This is a genomic window from Salipiger sp. (assembly GCF_059781815.1).
In genome coordinates, this window is sequence record NZ_JBYNAH010000002.1 from 21,839 (window position 1) to 45,695 (window position 23,857).

The 23,857-nt window shown below is 68.7% G+C and carries 15 protein-coding genes; 7 read left to right on the forward strand and 8 right to left on the reverse strand.

What is annotated here, in order from left to right; all coding sequences use genetic code 11:
- Positions 1–150: 150 nt before the first annotated feature.
- The 3 genes from AC6RA4_RS00445 to AC6RA4_RS00455 all read right to left on the reverse strand — a co-directional run bounded on the left by AC6RA4_RS00445 (position 151) and on the right by AC6RA4_RS00455 (position 4,165).
- On the reverse strand, positions 151–945 hold the full coding sequence (locus AC6RA4_RS00445) for a sulfotransferase domain-containing protein (protein ID WP_500156304.1): 795 nt from the start codon (positions 943–945) through the stop codon (positions 151–153).
- A 69-nt stretch (positions 946–1,014) separates the two neighbouring features.
- Positions 1,015–2,097, reverse strand: a complete 1,083-nt coding sequence (locus AC6RA4_RS00450; protein ID WP_500156306.1) for a hypothetical protein — start codon at positions 2,095–2,097, stop codon at positions 1,015–1,017.
- A 160-nt stretch (positions 2,098–2,257) separates the two neighbouring features.
- Positions 2,258–4,165, reverse strand: a complete 1,908-nt coding sequence (locus tag AC6RA4_RS00455; protein WP_500156308.1) for a hypothetical protein — start codon at positions 4,163–4,165, stop codon at positions 2,258–2,260.
- A gap of 234 nt (positions 4,166–4,399) precedes the next feature.
- Between AC6RA4_RS00455 and AC6RA4_RS00460 the strand changes: the two genes are divergently transcribed.
- From AC6RA4_RS00460 to AC6RA4_RS00480, 5 genes are all read left to right on the forward strand, one after another.
- Entirely contained in the window at positions 4,400–7,699 is a 3,300-nt protein-coding gene (locus AC6RA4_RS00460) for a glycosyltransferase (protein WP_500156310.1), read from the forward strand.
- 4 nt (positions 7,700–7,703) lie between these two features.
- A complete protein-coding gene (locus AC6RA4_RS00465) occupies positions 7,704–8,570 on the forward strand; it encodes a hypothetical protein (RefSeq protein ID WP_500156312.1) in 867 nt (288 codons plus the stop codon).
- 241 nt (positions 8,571–8,811) lie between these two features.
- On the forward strand, positions 8,812–9,825 hold the full coding sequence (gmd, locus tag AC6RA4_RS00470) for a GDP-mannose 4,6-dehydratase (protein ID WP_500156314.1): 1,014 nt from the start codon (positions 8,812–8,814) through the stop codon (positions 9,823–9,825).
- A 34-nt stretch (positions 9,826–9,859) separates the two neighbouring features.
- Entirely contained in the window at positions 9,860–12,487 is a 2,628-nt protein-coding gene (locus tag AC6RA4_RS00475; protein WP_500156316.1) for a glycosyltransferase family 4 protein, read from the forward strand.
- A 79-nt stretch (positions 12,488–12,566) separates the two neighbouring features.
- Positions 12,567–13,592 carry a sulfotransferase family 2 domain-containing protein gene (locus tag AC6RA4_RS00480; protein WP_500156318.1) on the forward strand — a complete coding sequence of 342 codons (1,026 nt, stop codon included), beginning with the start codon at positions 12,567–12,569 and terminating at the stop codon, positions 13,590–13,592.
- A gap of 37 nt (positions 13,593–13,629) precedes the next feature.
- Here the strand turns inward: AC6RA4_RS00480 and AC6RA4_RS00485 are convergent, their stop codons facing one another.
- The 3 genes from AC6RA4_RS00485 to AC6RA4_RS00495 form a co-directional block, all read right to left on the reverse strand.
- A complete protein-coding gene (locus tag AC6RA4_RS00485; protein WP_500156320.1) occupies positions 13,630–14,622 on the reverse strand; it encodes a DUF2793 domain-containing protein in 993 nt (330 codons plus the stop codon).
- A gap of 174 nt (positions 14,623–14,796) precedes the next feature.
- Complete coding sequence (locus AC6RA4_RS00490; protein WP_500156322.1) at positions 14,797–16,860, reverse strand: DUF4214 domain-containing protein; 2,064 nt, start codon at positions 16,858–16,860, stop codon at positions 14,797–14,799.
- Positions 16,861–16,937: 77 nt separating this feature from the next.
- Positions 16,938–19,643, reverse strand: coding sequence for a DUF4214 domain-containing protein (locus AC6RA4_RS00495; RefSeq protein WP_500156324.1), 2,706 nt, complete (start codon positions 19,641–19,643; stop codon positions 16,938–16,940).
- Between the two features lie 184 nt (positions 19,644–19,827).
- On the opposite strand from AC6RA4_RS00495, the gene AC6RA4_RS00500 reads away from it, so the two are divergent.
- Entirely contained in the window at positions 19,828–20,772 is a 945-nt protein-coding gene (locus AC6RA4_RS00500) for a glycosyltransferase (RefSeq protein WP_500156326.1), read from the forward strand.
- 79 nt (positions 20,773–20,851) lie between these two features.
- On the opposite strand, the gene AC6RA4_RS00505 is transcribed toward AC6RA4_RS00500, so the two are convergent.
- Together AC6RA4_RS00505 and AC6RA4_RS00510 are read right to left on the reverse strand one after the other, a co-directional pair.
- A complete protein-coding gene (locus AC6RA4_RS00505) occupies positions 20,852–21,514 on the reverse strand; it encodes an ABC transporter ATP-binding protein (RefSeq protein WP_500156328.1) in 663 nt (220 codons plus the stop codon).
- 13 nt (positions 21,515–21,527) lie between these two features.
- Entirely contained in the window at positions 21,528–22,652 is a 1,125-nt protein-coding gene (locus AC6RA4_RS00510; protein ID WP_500156330.1) for a KpsE/RkpR family capsule polysaccharide export protein, read from the reverse strand.
- Positions 22,653–23,034: 382 nt separating this feature from the next.
- Here AC6RA4_RS00510 and AC6RA4_RS00515 point away from each other — a divergent pair, with 382 nt between their 5' ends.
- Complete coding sequence (locus AC6RA4_RS00515) at positions 23,035–23,850, forward strand: ABC transporter permease (protein ID WP_500156332.1); 816 nt, start codon at positions 23,035–23,037, stop codon at positions 23,848–23,850.
- Positions 23,851–23,857: the final 7 nt, after the last annotated feature.

The following is a 23,857-nucleotide window of genomic DNA, read 5'->3' on the forward strand; positions in this document are numbered from 1 at the left end:
GAGGCCGTCAGAGCTAAATGAGATTCCCCTTCCCCTATCGAAAAACTTAAATTATCTTTCAGCTTTCAAGCCAGGAGCGAGGATATATTATCGAAGACCTCTTCGATTAACGATTGCGATCTGGCTGCAAGATCCGGACACCTCCGCCCCTCACAGACCAATTTTCGCGTAGTCGTAATCGGGGTAGCACTCGGCATACCGGCGCAGTCTTTTCATGTAGGTGTCGCGCAGGAAATCGCCCCGCCCGATCTTTCCGACATTGAACCTCAGGTTCATCTTCCCCGGGTCGCCACCAAAATCCATCTTTTCAAATGGCACATCCATCAGGGCGGCGACCTTCTTGAAATAAGATTCCGGGTCCTGAACCATCTCCTCGTAAAAGAGGATCGATTTGTCATCAAACTTGGACCAGTACGAAAAGTACTGAAAATACCAAGGGAGGATAAAGTCGGAAATGAAATCATACCGCTTCTCATCTTCCCAGAGGTTGAAGCCGTTCACCTTCAACCCCGGCCACAGAGAGACGTTATTGTTGTTCGCACCTCGAATAAGATGCTCATCAATCGAAACCATTGAATCGAAAATGTTCCGGCCAATGTTCAGATATTTCATCTTGAGGCACTTGATCGCCTGAACGTTCAGGAAATTCGGCAAGCTGTGAAGCTTGTACACAATGTTTCCACTTTGGCGCGTCGTGCGGTCTATGCCGGAGATGCTGAACGATTGCTCGACCTCGATCTCCAGATCACCACCATATTCCAAAGATCCATCAACGGCCCCCTTCACCACACCCATCGTATAGGTCGATGCGCTTTTGGGCACAGAGTTTACAAGGTAGACCTTGTCGTAAGTCTTATTTCGGTGGATCTCATCCAGTTTCGACTTGTAGTAATCTCTTTCGACCTTTGGCCCCGACAGAGACTCGAAACTTTTCGCGCCTTCCATGACTTCACTCCTTTTCATCCGATTAGATCCCCCCTGCGCATCCCCATGCGGGATCGGAGGTCAACAGCATCATGCACGCAACAGTCTCGCGAACTCTTTGGCATTGCGGATCAAGACATCTTCTCTGAGACTCCGCATATGGGCCGCAGCCTGGCGGATCTCTGCATCATCCACCCTTGCCGCCATCTCGATTGTGGCCGCGATCGTGGCATCGCTTTCGATCGAGTGAATCTGATAAACTCTTTCGGTCCAGCGATCGAGAACCACAGGCAGACCGAAACCGATTGCCGTCGGAATGGCCGATGTGATCTTGTGCTCCCGATACGGTGCGAATGACAAAGGCGCGAGGGGCAGCAAGAGATCGGACTGCTGCAGAATTCCGATGTAATCCGTGTAGAGGACACGCTTCGATTCACCGAGCGGCGCAAACAGGAAATGGGCGCCCAGACCTTCCTCTTCGACGAGACGCTCGAGCCTTTCCCGGTCCACGCCGCCACCAAGAATGCCAAACCGCAGGATCTTTCCGTCGGCGGTCTTCGGAGAATTCTCCTTCAGATACTTGATGAGGTCATTATATCCGCGAGTCCGGAAATCGACCCCGCCTGGAATTGAAACAAGCCGCGCATCGTCATTCCGCGCCGCAGCGGTGGATTTGGACTCGCCCCAATAGACCGACTGAACCACGGCAACATCGTCGACATGTTTCAGAGGCAGCCTCTGGTTTATGAAGGAGGCAACATGCGGAGAAAGGCAGAGGATCTTGGCGCGCCCCGATGTCAGCGCTTCGGAGGCATCCTTGCAGGACAGGAAAATCTTTGCGTTATGAACCAGACCGTAGATTGGCAACCCGGTTGCCATCGCCCATTTCGCGACAGATTCAACCTGGAAGGTGGAGATAACGATAAACTCGTATCCTCCGGACCGCGCCTTTTCCTTCAGATCATTCCAGGCCGGACGCCCTTCGATGACCGGGTATTCCACGTGGCAATCCAGCGCGTCCATCTGCTCGAAAATATCTCCGCGCGCATTCACGCAGCGGGCGGAGATATAGACATCCGGCGAGAAGCCAAGACTGTTCAGAGAGTGGACAAGGGATGGGATGACTTCTTCATGAACGCCTTCGAATTGAAAGATCGCGCATTTGCGTTTCATGTATCTGTCCTTATTTCACAAACGGCTGTCGAATGTCACCTACGCTCCGGAACATCAACAGCTTTTCAGCTTCGCCTCCCGGGCGATCTCGGGCGACCAGCCGTGACGGACCGTATGATCTGAGCCCGGCCGAGCGCAAGGCTGTAGGCGCACGTGCTGGCTAGCGAATTTGGTAGTGCAGCACATCCGCCCCCAGCACCCCCTCCAGGTAGCGCCCCTCCGGATCTGGGATGTAGTCCACCTCGGCGCGGTCGTGCCCCGACGCCAGCCCGGGCCTGCCGAGCCCGCCCTTCAGACCCAGATGCAGGCAGGGGTGGTCGTTGATCAGGTACTTGCGGCCCTCGAAACTCTGCCACCAGTAACGGTCCAGCACGCCTTTCTCGCGGATCTCGGGAAAGCCCGTACGGCAGACCGCCGCCAGGTGCTCCCAGGCATGGCCACGGCGAAAGGCACTCTGGGCAAAGGCGGTGTGGGCCGGCGGATGGCCGTGTTTCCAGGCCCGGCCCTGCAGATGGTAGTAGCGGATCAGGTTGAGCCCCACGAGATCGTAGCAGTCGAGCCAGGGCAGCAGGAACTCGGCATAGAGCGGCGAATACCAGTCGTCGTCCTCGATGATCAGCACCCGGTCGGCGCTCACATGCCCGAGCGCGGCCAGCACGTTGCAGGACAGCGTATGGGGCGGGTCGTCCGCGGCCGGCTCGCGGCGGATATAGGTCGCCCAGTCCGGCAGGCGCAGACGTTCCGTCAGCGGCACCTGCCCGTCATCCACCACGATCCATTCCCGCGGGCGCAGGGTCTGGGTCGCGACCATCTGGATGCAGCGGCTGAAGGCCTCCGGCCGGTCGCCGGTCGGCGTGATGACGGCATAATCGCCCTGGCGGGCTGCCGCGCGCGCCTCCTCGACCTCTGCCCGCACCGCCCCGAGACCCGGCGCCTCCCCTGCGACCATCGCCTCGGCGCGGCGCCCGATCCAGCCGGTCTGCAGCCCCTGCAGCACCTGCATCATCGGCACATAGCGGCGCGGCGCCTCGGGCGGCAGTCCCGGCAGCACCTGCACCGGGGCCGCAAGATCGACACAGGAGGCCAGCGCCACCTGCCCGCCCATGGCCTGTGGCAGCAGCCCCGCCAGGCGCTCGCCCGCATGCGCCAGCTGGCCGTCGCGCTGCACCGCGTCGGGCCCAAAATCGGACGGCGCGATGCAGGAGAGCAGCCGCTCGGCCAGCGTCTCCCGCATCCAGAAGAACGTGCCCGCGAAGAAGCCCCATTCGGCCCCCGGCGCCCGGGGCGGCAGCCCCGCCTGCGCCAGCAACCGGCGCAGCGCCTCGGCGTTTTCCATCACGTAGCTCTCGCCATGCAGGAACAGCTCGCGCGTCCCGCCCAGCAGAACCTCCGGCCGGTCGCGGAAGATCCGCTCGAACTGCGCAACCCGCTCCGGGCCGCCCACCGTGCCGCGCAGCAACGCCTCGCGCCAGACAGACGGCAGCTTGTCCCCGAGCTTCGAGTGCAGCTTGCAATAGAAGCCGTAGCGCCCCCGGCCGATCCGCTCGAGCACCTGCAGGAAGGCCCCGACATCCTGACCGCGATTGTCGACCGCGACCGGGATCGCCCCCGGGAACGCCGCCCGGATCAGCGCCTCGTCATGGGACTCGGAGTCGCGCGGATAGCTGACATAGCGGTCGACCGACGCGGGGAAGGCCTCCAGCGCCCGGCGCAAATCCTCGAAACAGCCGGGGTGGTAGGCATGAACGATCACCGCATAATCCGACGCGGGCGCCGGAAGACCGGCGGTGCCCGCGGCCTCCGGCAGCGGGGCCTCCGGCACAGGGGCATGGCCGGTGCGGCCCTCGGCCTGCCCGTGCAGCTCGTAATGCACCAGCGGGTTCAGCCCGGCCGCGGCGACATCGGGATTGGCGGCGAGATAGCCCCGGGTGCTGAACTCCGGCCCCGGATCCAGCCCGGCATCGGCGCCCGTGGTCAGGTAGTGCTTCGCGGGATCCCGCCACCGTCCGGAATGGTGCTGCCGGTACCAGGCGGCATCGAAGAACCGGCTGTTCCGAATGAGTTTCACCTCCCGCGCGCGTGCCAAAACCAAGGGAATTCTCCGTCCGGGTCACGTCACCGGGCCGTGCCAGGCCCGCCGCGACAGGTTGCGATCTTTCGCCCCTCACCGGGGCCGGGCCCATGCTTAGGGCGTGCCCCTGCGCGGGTCAACGCGGCCCGGCTCCGGCGGCTGCTTGCCGGGGCGACCCATGTCTGCCAGAACATTGTGCAACTTCGCAAAATGTCCCGTCACAAGGCTCGCATGACCAGCTCTCCCCCAGGCCCCTCCCACGCAACGCGTCCCTCCGGCGACGAGAGCTCCGCGCCCCCCGTCCGGCTGCTGCTGCACGGGGCCGAGGACCACGCCCGCGGCGGCCCGACCCTGCGGGTGCCGCGCACCGCGCAGGCCCTGCGCGAGATCGGCCTCGCGGCCAGCGCCACGCTGTTCCACCGCGCCTCGGACATCGCCGAGGACACCGTGCACCTGTTCAACGTCTGGCCCCCCGACAGCGCGCTGCAGGCGCTGCGCCAGCTCAAGGCCGCCGGCAAGCGGGTGGTGTTCTCGCCGATCTATCTCGATTTCTCCGAGCGCCCGGTCTGGGCCACCCCCGACCTCTCGCCGCGCAGCCCCGGGCAGCGCGCCGCCATGCGCGCGCATCTGCAGGGGCGCGGACGTCTGCACGAGATCGTCCCCGGCTATCACGCCATGGTGCGCGAGATGCTCGCGCTGGCCGATCACGTGGTGTTCCTCAGCGAAGCGGAACGCGCCGCGCTGGCCGCCATCGGCGCCACGGTGCCCGAGGCGCGTGCCAGCCTGATCCACAACCCGGTGGACGCCGCCGCCTGGCAGGGCGGAGACCCGGCCCCGTTCCGCGACGCCCATGCCGGGGGCGCGGACTACGTGCTCTGCGTCGGCCGCATCGAGCCGCGCAAGAACCAGCTCACCCTGGCCCGGGCGATGCGCGGTCTGCCGCTGCGGCTGGCCCTGGCCGGCCACGAGGGCGATCCCGCCTATGCCGCGCAGATCCGGCAGGAGGGCGGCACCCAGCTGATCCTGCCCGGCCGGCTGGGAACCGCCAGCGGCATGCTGCACTCGGCCCTCGCCGGCGCCCGGGTCTTCGCCCTGCCGAGCTGGTCCGAAGGCGCCTCTCTGGCGGCCCTGGAAGCGGCGGCGGCGGGCGTGCCGATGGTGCTGTCGGACCGGTCCTCGGAACGGGAATATTTCGGCGATCTCGCGCGCTACTGCGATCCCGGCGACCCGGACAGCCTGCACCGCGCCCTGCGCGACACGCTCGACGATCCGGAGGCCGGCGCCCGGGCACAGGCGCTGCAGGCCCGCGTCGCCGAAACCCTCGACTGGCAGAGCCACGCCCGCGCCACCGCGGCGGCCTATGCCCGCGCCAGGCAGAGCGCACCCCGCCCGGCGGCCCGCCCCGCGCTCCCGACCCTGCGGCCCGGGGCGCTGCTGCTCGATCTGACCGCGCTGACCCGCCCGGCGCTGATCCCGCGACAGGTGCTGCGCCATACCAAGGCGCTGGCCCGCGCCCTGCTGGCCCGGCCCGATGCCCCGCGCCCGGTGATCTGGTGCGCCGGGCGTCAGGGGTTTCTCGACCTGCCGGACGCGTTTCTCGAGCCCCGCGACGCGCAGCGCTACGCCCAACGCGCCGAACAGGACGAGAGTCTTCCCCTGGTCGCCCCCGCCCCCGGCGCCGCGCTGCTGCTGGCCGGCGGCCTCCATGGCAGCGACGATGCCCATCTGCGCGGGATCGAGGCCTTCAAGGCGCGCAGCGGCGGCGCCGTGATCGCGCTGATCGAGGATGCCGGCCCCTGCCTGCGCCCGGACCTGTTCACCGCCGAGCAGGCGCTGGGATACACCGTGCGGCTGCACCGGCTCTCCGAGCTCGCCGACCAGCTCGTCGTTCCGTCCGCCGAGACCGCCGCGGCGCTGACCCTGGCGCTCGAAACCGGGCCGGTGCCCCCGCGCGAGCTCGGCCTCTGCGTGATCCCGCTGCCGGCGCTGCAGGCGCCCCCGGATCTGTCCCCCGCCCCGGGACCGGGCCTGCAGGACAGGCTTGGCGACGCGCCCTTCGCGCTGGTGCCCGGCCCGGTCTGCGCCCGTGGCAACCTGCAGCTCCTGACCCGGATCTGGGCCCGCTTCGCCGCCGAGGGCCGTCACGGCGATCTGCATCTGGTCGTCGCGGGGGGCATCGCGCCCGAAGCCGGAGCCCTGGCCGACAGCATCGCCCGCGATCCCCGGATCGCGCGCCACGTGCATCTCGTCGATGCCGGGGACGCCGAGTTCGAATGGCTCTGGCGCACGGCGCGCATGGTCCTCTGCCCCTCCGAGAGCGAAGGCTGGGGCTGGCCGGTGACCGAGGCGCTGGCCCGCGGCGCGCCCTGCCTGGTGGCCGACATCCCCGAGCTGACCGGCGCCGCCGGCGTCGAGGCGCTGGACCCGCATGACCTGCCCGCCTGGCAGGCGCGGATCTCGGCCCTCGCCGCAACCGCCCCGTCCCGCGCGGCGCAGGCCGGGCAGAACGACGGGCAGGACGACTGGAGCGCCACCGCCGAGGCGGTCGTCTCGCTGCTGAAAGCCCCGCGCCCCGTCACCCTCGCCCGCGCCCTGCGCGCCGGGGAGAGCGCCCCCGCCGGGGTCGATGCGCCCGCGCTGGCGATCCGCTTCGGCGCCGGCTGGCACCCGGCCGAGACCGGGCTGCGCCGGACCGCGGCCGACCGGGCCGACTTCCGGCTGCGCGCCGATGCCCTGCGCCCCGACGCGACCGGACCGGACGCGACCGACCCGTTGTGGCTGCATCTGCGGCTGCATCTGCCGCCGGAGCACCCGCGCGGCCGGCTGCGGGTCCGCTGCGGCGAGGCGACGCTGTTCGACGCCCCGGTCAGCGGCGCCGCCCTGCCCCGCGATCTCGTGCTCGCGATCCCCGGCACCGCGATCGCAGAGGATGGCTGCCTGCCGCTGGCGCTCGACTGCCCGCTGCGCCCGGCGCCTGCCGCTCCGGGATCCGCAGAGGATCCGCCACCGGCGCCGTTCGGCATCGGGCTGGTCTCGGCCCGGCTGCTGGATCCGCGGCGCAACAACCCGCTGGCGGTCCTGCAGGAGCCGGCCTGCTGGAGCGAGGGCCGCCATGCCCAGGAGGTGGATTTCGCCCTCGAGAGCCACCGCGCGGTGGTGGCGCCCGACCTGCATGTCTCGCCCGGATGGGGGGTCGGCAGCCTGCGGCCGCGGCTTGCGCTCTTCGTCCCGGTGCTGCCCGGCGCCGGCCCGCAGCGGCTCGGCCTGACCCTGCGCCCGGTGGCCCGCCCCGATGCCCCCTCCGGGGCGCGGCTCTACTGGAACGGCCGGCTGCTGCACGCGGCACAGTGGCAGGACGACCAGCCGGTGACGCTGGACCTGGCGCTGACCGAGGCCGATCTGCAGAGCGGCCCCGCGGTGCTGGAGATCCTGCCCACCGCGCTCGCCACCCCGGCCGATCTCGGGCTCGGCCACGAGCAGGGCCTGTCCGGGCTCGGCCTGTTCGACCTCACCCTCACCCCTTCCGAGTGACCCCATGCAGATCGCACCGAAAAGCATCTTCGAAGCCCCGCTCGAACGGCCCGACCCCGCCCCCGGCATCCGCCTCGGGCGCGGCTGGCACGCCGGCGGCGACAGCGCCTGCTGGTCGCGCAGCAAACAGGCCGAGCTGGCGGTCTGCGCCGAGGCGTTTCCCGACCCCGTGCCGCTTCGGCTCCGGCTGCGCCTGTTCAATGCCGCGCCGGACCGGCCGCGCCGCCTGCGCGTGCTCAGCCCCGGGCACGACCCGATCGAGCTGACCGTCACCACGCCGGCCCCGGTGGCGCTGAGGCTGCGCTCGCCGCGCCATGCCGAGGGCGCCGCCCTCACCCCGATCCGCCTCGAGCTCGACACGCTCGACAGCCCGTTTCTCGCCGGGCAATCCGCCGACGAGCGCCTGCTCGGGCTGTCGATCACCGAGATCCAGACCGGCGTGCCGGAGCTCGCCTTCCCGCTCGAGATCTCGCCCGCCGGCAATGGCGGGCCGGTGCTGGCCGGCGGCTGGGGCGCGCCCGAGGAGGGCGGCGCCTGGTCGGTGGGGCCCTCCGCCATCCTGCACCTGCCCGGCGAGCTGTCGACCGGCGGCCCGGCGGAGCTGCTCTTCGAGGCCGATGTCCTGCCCCGTCCCGGGGATCAGCCGCCGCTCGAAGTCGAGATCCGCGAGCAGGGCGCGACGCTGGCGCGCTGGCAGCTGCGCGCCGGCGAGGCGGGACCGTGGCGCTGCCCCCTGCCCGACTGGAGCAACGCGCTCGACCGGCGCCTCGAGCTGGCAATCGGCGAGATCCGCTCTCCCGCCGCGCTGGGGATCAACACCGACGACCGGCCGCTCGGGCTGCGCCTGAAACGGATCGCCCTGCACGGCTGAAACGACGCCCGCCCGGCGGGCACAGCCGTGGCGCGCCGCCGCGAAACCGCGGAAAGTCGCTCAATGCCGTGCCCTGCATGTAGCACATTGCCCGGCTTTGCCGGGGACGGCGGCTGCGTGCTTGATCCTCCCCCGGTGGGCCTCTATCAAATCGCAGGCTGGCTGCGGTGCAACACGCAGCGGGACGGGAACAGACGACACCGGCGCTTGCCCGGAGACGGCATTTCAAGGACAGGACCTTATGAAGACAGCATTCATCACGGGCATCACCGGCCAGGACGGCGCCTATCTCGCGAAACTCCTGCTCGAGAAGGGCTACGAGGTGCATGGCGGCGTGCGGCGGATCTCGCAGCCCGAGACCGTCCGGCTCGAGCTGCTGGGAATTGCCGACCAGGTGACGCTGCACGAGTTCGACCTGACCGAGCAGAACAACATCTTCCGCACCATCCAGGCGGTCGAGATGGACGAGTTCTACAACCTCGCCGCCCAGAGCTTCGTCGGCGCCTCCTGGGAACTGCCGGTCTACACCGCCGATGCCGACGGCATGGCGGTGGTGCGCATCCTCGACACCCTGCGCACCCTGCGCCCCGAGGCCCGCTTCTACCAGGCCTCGACCTCCGAGATGTTCGGCCTGGTGCAGGAAGTGCCGCAGAAGGAGACCACCCGTCTCTACCCGCGCTCGCCCTATGGCGTGGCCAAGGTGTACGGTCACTACATCACCATGAACTACCGCGAGAGCTTTGGCCTGCACGCCTCCTCGGGGATCCTGTTCAACCACGAGAGCCCGCTGCGCGGCAAGGAATTCGTCACCCGCAAGATCACCCTGGGCCTGGCGCATCTGGCCCGCGGCGGCGACGCGCCGGTCGAGCTCGGCAACATGGACGCCAAGCGCGACTGGGGCTTTGCCGGTGACTATGTCGAGGGCATGTGGCGCATGCTGCAGCAGGACGACGCCGACGATTACGTGCTCGCCACCGGCGTGACCACCACGATCCGCGACTTCTTCACCTTCGCCGCCGAAGAGCTGGGCATGGATCTGGAATGGTCCGGCGAGGCCGAGGCCGAGACCGCGACCGACCGCAAGACCGGCAAGCTGGTGATGAAGGTGAACCCCAAGTTCTACCGCCCCGCCGAGGTCGAACTGCTGATCGGCGACGCCAGCAAGGCCCGCACCCAGCTCGGCTGGGAGCCCAAGGTCGATATCCGCAGCCTGGCCAGCATGATGGCCAAGTCCGACTTCGACGCCCTGGGCTGATCGCCCAGGCCTTGCCAGCAGACAGGATATCCAGATGAGCATCTCCGGCGTTCCGCTGAAATCGAAGCTGCGCTCGGCGGCGCGGCGCGTGCTGAAGGGTCCGCTCGACCTCAACGGCCACCAGTATCACGGCGCCTTCCGGGGCAATGTGGACGGGCTCTCCGACGAGGGCGTGATCCGCGGCTGGGTGATCCGCCGTGACGGCAATACCGGCCGGGTGCCGGTGGCGATCTACGCCGGAGACACGCTTCTGGATGCCGGCATCGCCGACTCGGTGCGCGAGGACGTGCGCGCCGCCACCGGCGGCGAGGCCGCCTGCGGCTTCCAGTTCGGCCTCTCCGACGCGCTCTACCAGAAGATCGAGAAGGCCGGCGGCACGGTCAGCATCCGCACCGAGGGCGCCGACAGCGTCGAGCTCGGCACGCTGGAGATCCGCGCCGACGCGCACAATCCCGGCATCGGCGCCGATCTGGTGACCCGCTGCCGCTTCGCGCTCAGGACCGAGCTCGAGGCGCTGCTCGAACTGCTCGAGGAGACCCCGGTCCCCGAGGGCGCGCTGCCGCCGGTGCAGCAGCCGCCGCTCAGCCGCCATCACCAGATGTTCACCAAGGACCGGCTGATCCCCGAGATCCCCGAAAGCGGCCAGCCGGCCTATCTCGACTACGTGCGCTACCGCTACCGCATGGACGAGCACTACCTCGTGGAGAAGGGGCTCGAGAGCGAGGACCGCTTCCTCTACTGGTACATCACCGCCTATCGCGGCCAGGAAAAGCGCCGCATCCCGCTCTCGGCCGAGCAGCTCGACTATCTCAACGCGCCGCTGGTCATGGCCGGGCAGAGCTACACCCTCAGCCGCATCATGTGGTGGCGCCTGTCGGGCCGCACCGACCTGATGAGCCGGCTCGACCTCAACAGCCGCGACCGCTACATGGACATCCTGTTCTGGTGGGTCCACCAGGATGTCAGCCACATGTATTTCGAGGATTGCCTGGTCCCCGACCGCTATGCCGACGCGCTGCGCGGCGTGCACCCCTCGCGCCGGCTCGACGCCTTCCCGCTGAGCTACTTCACCGAGCGCTACTTCCTCGACAGCCCCAAGCTGCACTTCCTCGATCCGGGCTCGGCCGAGGGCCGCAAGACGCTGATGCTGGCGATCCTGCTGCACGCCGCCAAGCGCCCGGACCTGCTGCGCTACGTGCCGCGCACCCAGATCGCCACCCTGCTCGCCCCCAACGAGGACAACCCCGGCGGGGCGTCGGATTTCGAATGCTTCGTCAACGGGCTGCTCGAGGCCGGCGCCGCCGAGCGCGCGGACGAGGACAAGGACGCGACCGACGGCGACAGCGACGATGGCGCCGAGATCCCGACCGAGGTGGCGCTGCCGCGCGACCGCTACGCCGCGGCGCTGCGCAAGGCGTTCTTCGATCTCGACAGCTATTCCTTCCTGACCCGCGACCATGACGGCCACCGCTACGAGGCCGCCGCCCTGCCCGCCCCCGATCCCGACCGCGAGGAGGTCGACGTGCAGCTCATCGGGCCGCTCGCCAAGGCCTCGGGCCTGGGCCAGGCCACCCGCCTCTCGGCGGCGATCCTGCGCGAGACCGGGCTCAACATCCGCGGCGTCGATTTCGACCTCGACAACCCGGCGCCCGAGGGCTTCTCCTCGGACACGCTGATCGAGGATTACGGCCCGGCCAAGATCAACCTGATCCACCTGAACGCGGAATCGACCCCGCTGGCCTATGCCTACCAGCCCGACGTGTTCTCGGGCCGCTACAACATCGGCTACTTCTTCTGGGAGCTCGACAAGCCCGCCTACTGTCACTACCTCGGCATGGAAATGCTCGACGAGATCTGGGTCTCGACCGAGTACGGCGTGCAGATCTACCAGCCCGACGCCAAGGGCAAGCCGGTGGTCAATGTCGGCATGTGCTTCGAGGAGCATCCCGACATCACCCGCGAGGCTTCGCGCGCCTTCGTCAACCGCCGCTTCCGCTTCGACGACAGTCACTATGTCTGCCTGGTGGCCTTCGACAGCTTCTCCTTCGTGCAGCGCAAGAACCCGGTCTCGGTGCTCAAGGCGTTCCAGAAGGCCTTCGAGGGCGTGCCCAACGCGCGGCTGGTGGTGAAGACCCAGAACCGCGACAGCGTGTTCGACCCGGTGCAGGTGAACCTCTGGGACCGCGTCGACGCGATCATGAGCAGCGACCCGCGCATCGTGGTGATGAACGAAACCCTGAGCTACCGCGACCTGCTGCAGCTCAAGGCCGGCTCGGACTGCTACATCTCGCTGCACAAGTCCGAGGGCTGGGGCTTCGGCATGATCGAGGCGATGGCACTGAAGGTGCCGGTGATCTGCACCGCCTATTCCGGCAACCTCGATTTCTGCACCGAGGACACCGCCTGGATGGTCGATTACGAGGAAAGCGAGCTGCGGCCCGGCGATTACATCTTCGTGCGCAAGGGCTCGGTCTGGGCCGAGCCTTACGTCGAGGATGCCGCCCGCCAGATGCGCGCCGCTTATGACGACCCCGAGGCCCGCCGCAGCAAGGCCGAGGCCGCCTATGCCCATATCCGCGAGAACTTCTCCGCCCCGGCCATCGCCAAGCGCTATGGCGGCCGCCTGCGCGAGATCCTCGCGGAGCTGCAGCAGAAGGGCTGAGATCCGGGCTGCCGGGGGGCGATCCGCCCGGCAGCCCGTTCCCCGCGCGCGGGGACGATCCGCTTGAAAGGCCAAGACCATGACCAAATCCGACACCCCGCCGCAGCTCAGCCCCGAGCAGATCCGGCAGGCCTATCAGCTGTTCCTCGGACGTCTTCCCGGCGATGACGAACTGGCGCGCATGCACCAGAAGGGGCACACCCATGCCAGCCTGCGCCAGGTGTTCCTGCGCTCGCAGGAATTCCAGCGCAAGAACCCGCCGCCGCGGCCCGCCGCCCCGGTGCCGAGCTCGGCCACCGCCCGGCCCACGCCGCCCTACGATCTCGGCCCGCTCGGGGACGAGCGGCTGATCTACCTGCACATTCCCAAATGCGGCGGCACCACGCTGCACGCGCTGCTGACCGCCTGGTACGGCGCCGGCGCCGTGCATCCCGAGCGCCTCAACGGCCTTTACAGGTACACCGCCGCCGAGATGACCCGCTACCGGGTGTTCTCGGGCCATTACGACCATTACGCCACCCGGCTCGTGCCCGGCCCGACGCGGCTGATCTCGTTCCTGCGCGATCCGCGCGACCGGCTGGTCTCGCTCTATCACTTCCACCGCGCCCACCGGCCGGAATTCGTCGAGCGGCAGAACCTGGTGCTGGCCCGCTGGGCGCTCGAGCTCGACATCGACGCCTATTTCGCCAACGAGAAGGTGCGCGCGCATCTCTCGGTCGATAACTCGATCGCCCGGCATTTCTCCGACGTGCCGCAGGCCAGCCATCTGTGGAACGGCCAGCGCGACCCGCGCGTGACCGATCTGCCGCTGATGCGCGATCAGGCGCTGGCCAATCTCGAGGGCTTCGACTTCATCGGCTTCATGGACACCTACGACGCCTCGGTCGCGCATCTGGCCGGGCTGCTGGGCATGCCGCCGGTGGAGAAGATCGAGGCGCGCCAGACCCTCGACGGGCTGATGCAGGACAATCCCGACATGCGCCGGATCGAGAAGCAGACCCCGTCCGGGGAAACTCTGGCGCAGATGGAAGAGCTCATCGTCTACGACCGCGAGATCTATGAGGCGGCGCGCGCCCGCTTCGCGCTGCCCGCCAGCACCGACTGATCGCCGCAAAACAGAGCCTGTTTCGGCCCGAAACGGCTCAGTACCAGCGCCCCAACGCGATCAGCCCGCAGCTGATCGCGGCCCGGGCCCCGGCGAGGTCCCAGGCCGAGAGCTCGGCGCCCGACGCGCCGACCGCCCCGGCCGAGACCAGATGCGGGCTGCCCGCCATGCCGCCGGCCTGCACCACAGGCGCCGCGGCGAACGCCACCGGAAAGCTCCAGCTCACCGCGCCGCCGGCGCTCGATGCGAGACTGTGCCAGCAGATCTGCGTGCCATCGGCAAGGCGCAGCCAGCCGCCATCGGCGCCGTCGCCGCGCTCGAGCACCGCGCCGGTGGACAGCCCCGCCGCCTGGGCCACGCTGCCGACCACCCCCGAGCCGGTGAGCGCGCCGTCGACCCGCGCGCCCTGCGGCAGCAGCGCCTCGCCGCTGGCGGCGACAAGGCTCAGCCCGGTGTGCCAGGTGGCGCCATCGGCCGAGACCTTCACCGCGAAGGCGTCGCTGCCCGAGAGGCCCATCTCGGCCCGCCCCGACCAGCCGGTCTGGAACAGCAGGCTGGCGGTGTCCCCGGCCTGCGCCTTGTTGATCTTGAGCTGGTGGCCGGCGCCCTCGTGGCTGAGCAGCGTCGCCGGGGCCGAGATCGCGAGCCGGTTGGTGGCATCGGCGCTGGCGTTCACCCCCAGCCACGCCACCGGCGGCTCCTGCCAGGCCCCGTCCTTGCAAAGCAGCGCGCGGTCCTCGTCGAGCACCCAGGCGCGCCAGCCCGGCCCGGGCGGCACAAACCCCCAGGCGCTGCCGTCCCAGAGTGCGATCATGCCCTCCTGCCCGGACCAGGCGCCGCTGGCGCCGGCAGGCAGGATATAGCGCGCGCCCGCGCCGGGATCGGCCGGCGGCGCGGTTTGGCTGCGGCTTGCCACGACGAGCTGCACGACCGCGTCGAGCAGCCGCAGGGCCTCGTTGTGGGTGACGTGTTTCTGCGCCTGCGACGGCGCCAGGAAGGGCAGCGACAGGTTGGGCGAAAGATCGGACATGAGCGGCTCTCCGGCACCGAAAGACGGCGCAACCCTAAGAGCAGCGTCTTGCCCGGTTCTTGCTCGACCGTGCGCCGCAGGCGCAACGCCAGCCTGCGCGCCTCGGGCGCAGGCCAGACCGTGCGCCCCAGGCGCAACGCTCGACCGCGCGCCCTGCCCCGGGGGCGCGCAGGCTCAGGCGAGCAGGATCTGGTCGCTGTCGAGCCCCGCGGCCCCCAGCCCCATCAGCAGCAGCGCCGAACCGTCGGCGCTCAGCAGCAGATCGCTCCCGACCGCCGTGAAGGCCGCCTGCGCCGCCGCGACATCGGCAAAGCCGAAGCCGGTCAGCTGCACCGTGTCCCACGGCTCCATGTCGACCACCGTCACCGTCTCGCCGGCGTTGAACACGAAGACATCCGCCCCGGTGCCGCCGATCATCAGGTCGCTGCCGCCGCCCGACACCAGCCGGTCGTCGGTGCCCTGGTCGCGCATCCACTGCCGGTAGACCGGCGTGGTCGCGGTGATGAACTCCGCGCTCTGGGCAAAGCCCTCGACCACCTCGACCCGGCTCATGCCGTCCTCGAGCCTCTGGGTCCAGTTCGCCAGCCCGGTCGGGTCGGGGGCGCGGTCGAGCACGTTGTTGTAGAGCAGCGTCACGAAGGCCGCGTTGTCGAGCGCGCCGTAGGTCGCCTGGAACTCGGGGCTCTCGACAAAGCCCGTCGCCACCTCGGTGTAGTCCGCGCCGCCGGCCAGCCGCGCGCTCCAGTTCTCGAACCCGGTGAGATCCGGCGCGCGGTCCAGCGTCGCCTGGTAGAGCCGGAACACATCGTCGCCCCAGGAGGCCAGCGCATGCCCGCGGGCAAAGCTCAGGGCCTCGGCGGCGGTGCCCGAGATCAGCTCGGGGCTCTGCGAGAACCCGAGCACCACCTCCTCGCGGGTCATGCCGTCCTCGAGCCGCGCCACCCAGTTCGCCAGCCCCGTGGCATCGGGATCGCGGTCGAGCACGTTGTTGTAAAGCAGCGTGACGAAGGCGGCGTTGTCGAGCGTGCCGTAGCGGGCCTGGAACTCGGGGCTGTTGACGAAGCCCGTCACCACCTCGAGCAGGGTCTTCTCTCCGGTCACCAGACGCTCGGTCCAGGCGTCGTGCCCGCCCGGGTCCGGCGCCCGGTCGAGCGTGGCGAGATAGAGACGATAGACCTGCCCCGCGGGCTCCGGCCGGGTCACCGCCTCGAGGCTGTCCGCGATGATCACGTTGTCGCCGTCGCTGCCCACCAGCGTGTCCGCGCCGCCCTCGCCGACAAGGCTCTGATCATAGCCGTCGAGCGCCACCAGCCGCTCGCCGGCCTCGGTGCCGCGGATCACCGGATCGACCTCGGCCGGGGTGGCGTCCGCGACGATGGCGTCGAGCTTGACGTTCTCCGAGCCCATCGTCACCTCGTAGACGATCTCGCCGTCGATCGCGGCGCCGGTGAAGACCAGCTCGTAGCTCCCCGCCGGCAGCACCATCTGGTAGCCGCCCGCGTCCCAGCTCGTGGTGGTATAGACCCCTCTCGACCCGGTGGCGGTGACGGTGATGCCGCCCAGCCCCTCGCCCATGTCGTAGAAGCGGTCGCCGTCGGTGTCGTCGATCACCACCCCCACGAGCTGGGCCTCGTAATCCCAGCGGCTGCCGAAATCCTGCGTCAGCACCCAGGGCCCGATGCTCAGCCCGGCGGGCGCCTCGATCGCGCCCACGCCAAGCTCGGTCACGCTGTCGGAGAGAATGCTGATCCGGTGCCCGGCGGGATCCTGCATGCCGCCCTCGTCCCAGCCCCAGTCGATGTAGAAGGCGGCGTGGGCATGCAGCGGATCCTGCGTGTAGGCGAAGATGTTCTCGCGGTAGGACGACCAGATATAGCCGGCATCGGTCAGGCGATCGCCCACCGTCGCCTCGCCCGGCAGCTGGTGCAGTTGCGCGACCGCATCGGGATAGGCGGTGGCATAGTCGATCATCGCCTGCGAATGCCCCTCGGCGGCCTCGGCCAGCGCCGCGTTCCACGCCAGCGGGGCCACCGCGGAAAACTCGGCAAGCTGGCTCTGGAACAGCGCCAGATCGACGCCGAAATAGCCCACCGCGTTGGTGATATTGTCCTGCACCGCGGTGCCGGTGGCCGCGTCGAGGATCAGCTCGTAGAACTCGCCCTGCGGATCCATCCGGGCCCGGTTGATGTATTCCAGCATCATCTGCTCGAACGCCGTCGGAGTCGTGGTCGTCGACATGTCGTCCTCTTGCCGCCTGTCCTTGCTGCCTGCCAGCGCCCCTGCCCGCGGACCCGCGGCGGGATCGGGCCCGACCGTCAGAACAGAAGCATGTCATCGTGAATATCGGATCGCTCGGCGCCGAGAAACAGGACATGAACGCCCGATCCGGAAAACACCAGACCGTCATCGGACGGCATCAGGTGGGCCCGCAGCGCCTCTGCGTCGCGGAAGCCGAAGCCCTCGAAGCGCAGCATGTCCCAGCGCTCGAGATCGGCCACCGTGTGATGGCCGCCCTCATCGGCGCGGAACACGAAGCAATCGGCCATCGCGCCGCCGATCAGCAGGTTGCGCCCGGCGCCGCCGTCAAGCTCGTCATCCATCCCCTGCCCGCGCATCCAGTCGAGCAGCTCCGGCGCGCTGGCAGCGCGGAACTCGGCGCTTTCGGAAAAGCCCAGCACCACCTGCTCGCGGCTCATGCCCGCCTCGAGCCGCGCCGTCCAGTTGGCCAGGCCCTGCGCATCCGGCGCCCGGCCCAGCACGTTCTGGTACAGCAGGCTCACGAAGCCCGCGTCGTCGAGCGCGCCATAGGTGGCGCGGAACTCGGCGCTGCGGACAAAGCCGGTGGCGACCTCCGCCAGCCCCGCGCCCTCGGCCAGCCGCCCGCTCCAGTTCAGCAGCCCGGCGGCGTCCGGCGCACGGCCAAGCGTGGCGTCATAGAGACGAAACACCTCGTCCACCTGGTCCGCCTGCAGCCCCGCCCGGCTGAACGCCGCCGCCTCGGCGGCGGTGCCGGCGCGGAACTCGGCGCTTTCGGAAAAGCCCAGCACCACCTGCTCGCGGCTCATCCCGTCCTCGAGCCGCGCCGTCCAGTTGGCCAGGCCCTGCGCATCCGGCGCCCGGCCCAGCACGTTCTGGTACAGCAGGCTCACGAAGCCCGCGTCGTCGAGCGCGCCATAGGTGGCGCGGAACTCGGCGCTGTCGACGAAACCGGTCGCCACCGAGACGAGGCTGCGCTCGCCCTCGATCAGCCGCCCGCTCCAGTTCAGCAGCCCGGTCGGGTCCGGCGCGCGGCCGAGCGTCGCCTGGTAGAGCCGGAACACCTGCCCCGAGGCCGGGTCGAAGACCGGGTCCGAGGCCGCCCCGATCAGCACATCGTCGCCCCCGGCCCCGCGCAGCACGTCATGCCCGTCGCCCCCCGACAGGGTATCGGCGCCGCCCCGGCCCTGCAGCAGGTCGGCCTGTGCGGTGCCGGTCATCGACAGCGGCGCCACCGGGATCGCGGCGCTGTCGATGTGCCAGAGATCGCGAAGATCGCCGATGGCGAAGTCCGAGGCCTCCAGCGCCGTACCCTCGGCGCTGTCGATGCGCAGCGTCTCGCCGCCCACGGTGATCTCGGCCCCCCTGGCGGTGCTGCGGATGTCGAGCGCCTCGACGGTGTAGAACCGCCCCAGCGCCGACAGGTCAAGCCGGTCGGTGCCGGGCTCGAAATCGGTGATCCGGTCGGTCTGCCCGTCGGCGGTGAAGACGAACACGTCCGCCCCCGCCCCGCCGGTCAGCACATCCGCCCCGGCGCCGTCGATCAGCACGTCGTCCCCCTCCCCGCCGGACAGCCGGTCATCGCCGCCGCCGCCATGGATCTGGTCGCGCCCGGCCCCGCCGGCGATCGTCTCCGCCGCCGTTCGCGGCCCCCGCACCGTGCCGATCTCGCCGAGATCGGCACGCAGCCGGGTCACCCCGCCGCCGCTGCCATCCTCGCCCTCGGGCCAGTCTCCGGCGACGAAGATGTCGATGCCGGTCGCGTCCGCCACCAGGCTCAGCCCGGCCGGGTTGCTCAGCGCCATGTCGAGATCGTCGGCCAGCGTGTCGAGATGCAGCAGCCGCCCGCCGGGCAGCAGCGTCATCAGGCTGAGCCCGTCATCGCCGCCGCCGGCGACCACATAGACCTGCCCCGCGACGCTGATGCTCTCGAGCACCGTCACCCCGGCGAAGCGGGTCTGCAGATCGTCGCCCACCAGGTCGGTCACCTGCATCGCGCCCGCCGGCCCCAGCGAGACCACCGCCAGCACCCCGTTGCCCGCGCCGCCGACCAGCGCGTAGGGCTGGCCGGCCAGCGTGACGATCTCCAGCTGCGTGGGGGTGTCGAGATAGAGCCCCTCCTGCAGGTCGAGCTGCCGGGCATCGCCAAGCAAGCCATCTTCCGAGAGCGCGTAGGAATAGAGACTGTTCTGCCCCGAAGACAGCGCCAGCACCCGCGTCTCGCCGGCAATCTCGAGGCTGTCGATGGCGCTCACCGTGCCGGTGCCCGGCACCTCGGCCAGCACGCCCTGCGGCTGCGGCTGCAACCGCGTCCCCTCGGCCTGCCAGACCCCGAGCCCGGGGCTCTGCCGCGAGGCGGTGAGCAGATAGCTCTGGCCGTTCACCGTCACCGGCGCCAGCGCCAGCATCGCCTGCGGCACCGCCTTCGCGAGCTGCAGCGTCACCGGCGCGCCGAGCGCGCCGTCGGAGGTCAGCTCCCAGGCCTCGATCTGCCGCCCGTAGCGCCCCGGCGCCAGCAGCATCTCGCGCCCGCCGATCTCGGCCATGACAAGGCTGCGCGGCGCGTCGAGCCCGTCCGAGGGTCCGTAATGCGCGGTGTCGCGCAGCCCCAGCGCCTCGTCCCGCACCAGCACGCCGCCGCCCCTGGCGCTGGCGCTGTAGAGCCGCAGCCCGTCGGCGCCGTCATGGGCGAGCAGCCCGCTCACCGAGGTCATATGGGTCTCGGGCCCGGAAAGCCCGGTGCTCACGTGGCGCAATATTGCCATGCGCGGCTCCACAGATCGCGCCCCCGGCCCCGGTCTCGCCGCCGTTCCGGTCAGCCGGGCGGAAGCGTGTCGGCAAAACCGCGGCAAGCCCCCCGTATTCATCTCAAATGCCCAAGACAGTTGCGGCGGCCGCGGCGCTCCGGCATCACTGCAGGCAGAACCACCCCGCCAAGAGAGCGCCCCCATGCCGCCCCTCCCGCCTGTCTCCTCCGAGACCCGGATCACCATCCTGATGGCCACCTGGAACGGCGCCGCGCATCTCGAGGAACAGCTCGCCTCCTTCAGCGCCCAGAATCATCCGGCCTGGGATCTCTGGGTCAGCGATGACGGCTCGAGCGACGCCACGCTCGAGATCCTGCAGGCGTTCCGGGCCCGCGAGGACGGCAACCGCGAGGTGCGCATCCTCGAGGGGCCGCGCCGGGGGCACGCGGCGAACTTCTTGTCGCTGCTCTGCCATCCCGAGCTGCCCGCCGGCCCGGTGGCGCTGTCGGATCAGGACGATGTCTGGCTGCCCGGCAAGCTGCGGCTGGCGCTCGGCGCGCTGCACAATGCCGGCCCGGTGGCGCTCTACGGCGCGCAGAGCCATCACACCGACCGCCATCTGAAGGTGATCGGCCGCTCGCGCCTGCCGCGCCGCCCGCCCTGCTTCCGCAACGCCCTGACCCAGAACGTGGTGAGCGGCCACAGCGCGGTGCTCAGCGCCGATGCGGTGGCGCTGATCCGCCAGGCCGGCGTGCCCGACGGCATCCCCTACCACGACTGGTGGCTTTACCAGCTGGTGAGCGGCGCCGGCGGCGAGATCGTCATCGATCGAGAGAAGGTGCTATATTACCGCCAGCACCATGCCAACGCGATGGGGGCCCATCGCGGCCTGACGCCGCGGCTGCAGCGGGTCCGGCAGGTGCTCGGCCGCACCTATGCCAGCTGGCTGAGCGCCAATCTCGCGGCGCTGGAGCGGGCCCGCGACCTGCTGACCCCCGAGCATCAGACCCTGCTGGCCGCCTTGCGCGATGCCCCTCCGCATCCCGGCCTGACCCGGCCGCTGGCGTTTCACCAGCTCGGCCTGCACCGCCAGACCCGGCTGACCACCGCCAGCCTCTACGTCGCCGCCGCGCTGGGGCGGGTCTGACCCTGTTTCGCAGCGAAACAGGATCTATTCCTGCCGAAAACGGCTGAAAAGGAGCGCCGGCAGACCGCAGCGGGACCAGTCAGGCCCGGCGTTTCATGTTCTGCTCGTGGTCCTGGATGCCTTTCTCGACATCGTCATAGAACCGCAATTGCCCGTCTTCGAGCACGACCACCGCGTCACAAAGCTGGCGGATCTGGCTCATACCGTGACTGACAACCACCGAACCGGCGTTGCGCATACGCTGCTTGAACAGCGCGTCGCTGCGAGACTTGAACGAGGCGTCTCCCACCGCCGTCACCTCATCGACCAGGTATGTGTCGAAGGCGATGCCCATGGAGGTGCCGAAGGCCAGCCGCGATTTCATCCCCGAAGAGTAGGTCTTGAGGGGCAGGTGGAAATGAACGCCCAGACCGGCAAAGTCTTCTACGAACTCAATCAGTTCATCCGTGTCGACACCGTAGACCCGGGCAATGAACCGGCAGTTCTGCGCGCCGCTCAGCTCGCCATGAAACGACCCGGCGAAGCCCACAGGCCAAGAAATGCTGCCGGTGGTTACGATCTTGCCCGAAGTCACCGGCATCGTTCCCGCGATCATCTGCAGCAGGGTCGACTTGCCGGCGCCATTGCGCCCCAGCAGCCCAACGGACCGGCCAGACGGAAACGTCATGGAGACATTCTCCATGACTGTCTTGCGCTTGCCCTCCATGACGAAGGTCTTGGTGACGTTCTCGAAGCGGATCATCGCAAACCGGCCCTCAGCGACGGTCCTTGACCGAATAGATCACGAGCACCACCGTTGCCCAGGCAAGGAACATGAACACCCCCGCCACCAGCAAAAGCACCCCGCGCTCGGGATATTGCGGGGTCTCCGCCACCGTCGGCTGCATATAGGCCGCAAGATAGCGGCTCTGACGCTTGGCGTCGCCGCGCGCGCTGTCATAGGCCGCCAGCGCCGAGACATAGGACTGCTCGGCGAACTCCCGGTCGACCACCAGCCGCTCGTACTCGCCCACCAGGTCGGCAAAGGCCGTGCCGACCCCGCCGCCGCTGTCGAAGCCGAGCTTCTGGCGCTCGGCGGCGATGCGCGCCCGGATCACCTCGAGCCGGCGTTCGGCCTGGGCCACGCGCGGGTCGTTGCTCTGGGCGGTGTCGCGCAGCAGGTCGAGCTCGATGATCTGCTCGGCTTCCTGGGCCTGCAGATTGCCCAGCAGGCCGGCCTGGCTCTGCAGGTCGAGCTGCGGGTCGACCAGCTGGTTCTCGTTGCGGAACCGGGTCACCGTCTCGCGCGCCTCCTTGAGACGATCGACCGCCTCGCCAAGCTCCTCGCGGGCGTAGCTGATCGAATCCTCGCGCGCCACGGCGCTGAGCTCGTTGATCACGTCCGAGCTCTTGTCGAGCAGCAGCTGGGCGATCATGGTGGCATCCTCGGGGCGGAAGGCCCGCACCTGGACCTCGATCAGCCCGGCGCTGTAGGAGATCTTGACCATCCTCTCCCAGTAATCGACCAGCTCCTCGATCGAGGCCTCGGGATCGATGGCAAAGACCGGATCCCGTTCGGGGCGCGACCAGATCGTGCGCAGGTCGAGCTCCTCGTCGATCTCGGTCACCAGCTTCTGGCTCTGGATGAACTCGTAGAGAATGTCGGTGTCAGACGAGCTCGAGTTCGACAGGTTCGACAACCCGCCGAGCAGATCCGTCGCCGACGCCGCTTCTTCCTGGCGCACGGTGAACCCCACGCGCGAAGCGTACTGATCCGCGGCCACCAGCCAGAGATAGAGCGCGGTGACGATGCTCGGCAAAATCACGCAGACGATGAAGCTCGCCAGCAGCAGCCAGTGCCGCCGCTGCGGCTGCGCCGCACCAACCGGCTGACGCGGCACAGCCGCGGAAGGCTGGGCCGGTCCCGGAGGCCGCCCCCCCGGCTGTCCGGGGTTGGGCTGGGGCTGTCCGCCGGGGCGCTGCGGCTGTTGCCCGGGCTGCGCCTGCGGGGCTTTGGGCTTTTGCGGGTTTGGTTGTGGTACCACGGCAGGACGAGGCTGGGCGTGCCCTGTCTGACCGGCGGGTTTGGGAGGCTGCGCGGCGGCCTGCTGCCCCTGAGGCGGCTGGCCCTGAGGCGGCTGGCCCTGAGGCGACTGGCCCTGTGCCGGGCCGGCTGCCTTGTCCTTGGCGGGTTGTGTCAATCGGGCCCCATTGGAATATCAATTGCCAGAGCACGATGCTAATACACCAGGCAAGAACAAGATACCAGATTCCCGAGGCTTCATGAGTTCCGAAGATTTTGCCCCCCCGGCGCGGCCCTCCGCCCCGACCAAGCGCTCGTTTCCCGGCGCCCGCGCCATCGGGGCGTTGATCCTGCGCGAGATGGCCACAAGCTACGGTCGCTCTCCGGGTGGTTACATCTGGGCGATCCTCGAGCCCATCGGCGGCATCTTTGTCATGACCCTCGTGTTTGCCGCCTTCCTGCGCAGCCCCGGCCTCGGCGTCAATTTCCCGATCTTCTACGCCACGGGCATGATGCCTTTCGTGATGTACGCAGGGCTGCAGGGCAAGATCGCCAGTGCGCTGAATTACTCGAAGCCACTCCTGGCATATCCCTCGGTCACGTTCGTCGACGCTATCCTGGGACGGTTTATCCTCGACGTGATGACCCAGCTTCTGGTGAGCTACCTCATTTTTGGCGGCATTCTCATTCTCTTCGAGACCCGGACCCTTCTCAACTTCCCTCTTATCCTCGAGTCCTTCGCTCTCGCAGCGCTTCTTGGCTTGGGCCTTGGCACGCTAAACTGCTATGTTTTCACGCGTTTTCCACTCGCCCAGAAGGCCTGGAGCATCATAACCCGTCCGCTCTTTCTCATTTCATGTGTCTTTTATCTTTATCACACCGTTCCAGAGCCGTACCGCGGCTACCTATGGTACAATCCGCTGGTCCATGTCGTCGGGCTGATGCGCAAGGGCTTCTATCCCGAATATGACGCGCCATATATTTCCAGGACCTATGTTCTCTCCATCGCTCTGGTGAGCCTGGTACTCGGCCTGCTTTTGCTACGTCGGTCCTACGCTGATCTGATGCATAGGTAGGTTCAGC

What these genes read in the sequence shown, in the direction of transcription:
- AC6RA4_RS00460 (WP_500156310.1), top strand. Translation starts at nt 4,400, where the DNA reads ATGACCAGCTCTCCCCCAGGCCCCTCCCACGCAACGCGTCCCTCCGGC.
- AC6RA4_RS00445 (WP_500156304.1), bottom strand. Translation starts at nt 945, where the DNA reads ATGGAAGGCGCGAAAAGTTTCGAGTCTCTGTCGGGGCCAAAGGTCGAA.
- AC6RA4_RS00480 (WP_500156318.1), top strand. Translation starts at nt 12,567, where the DNA reads ATGACCAAATCCGACACCCCGCCGCAGCTCAGCCCCGAGCAGATCCGG.
- gmd (WP_500156314.1), top strand. Translation starts at nt 8,812, where the DNA reads ATGAAGACAGCATTCATCACGGGCATCACCGGCCAGGACGGCGCCTAT.
- AC6RA4_RS00500 (WP_500156326.1), top strand. Translation starts at nt 19,828, where the DNA reads ATGCCGCCCCTCCCGCCTGTCTCCTCCGAGACCCGGATCACCATCCTG.
- AC6RA4_RS00505 (WP_500156328.1), bottom strand. Translation starts at nt 21,514, where the DNA reads ATGATCCGCTTCGAGAACGTCACCAAGACCTTCGTCATGGAGGGCAAG.
- AC6RA4_RS00450 (WP_500156306.1), bottom strand. Translation starts at nt 2,097, where the DNA reads ATGAAACGCAAATGCGCGATCTTTCAATTCGAAGGCGTTCATGAAGAA.
- AC6RA4_RS00475 (WP_500156316.1), top strand. Translation starts at nt 9,860, where the DNA reads ATGAGCATCTCCGGCGTTCCGCTGAAATCGAAGCTGCGCTCGGCGGCG.
- AC6RA4_RS00465 (WP_500156312.1), top strand. Translation starts at nt 7,704, where the DNA reads ATGCAGATCGCACCGAAAAGCATCTTCGAAGCCCCGCTCGAACGGCCC.
- AC6RA4_RS00485 (WP_500156320.1), bottom strand. Translation starts at nt 14,622, where the DNA reads ATGTCCGATCTTTCGCCCAACCTGTCGCTGCCCTTCCTGGCGCCGTCG.
- AC6RA4_RS00490 (WP_500156322.1), bottom strand. Translation starts at nt 16,860, where the DNA reads ATGTCGACGACCACGACTCCGACGGCGTTCGAGCAGATGATGCTGGAA.
- AC6RA4_RS00515 (WP_500156332.1), top strand. Translation starts at nt 23,035, where the DNA reads ATGAGTTCCGAAGATTTTGCCCCCCCGGCGCGGCCCTCCGCCCCGACC.
- AC6RA4_RS00495 (WP_500156324.1), bottom strand. Translation starts at nt 19,643, where the DNA reads ATGGCAATATTGCGCCACGTGAGCACCGGGCTTTCCGGGCCCGAGACC.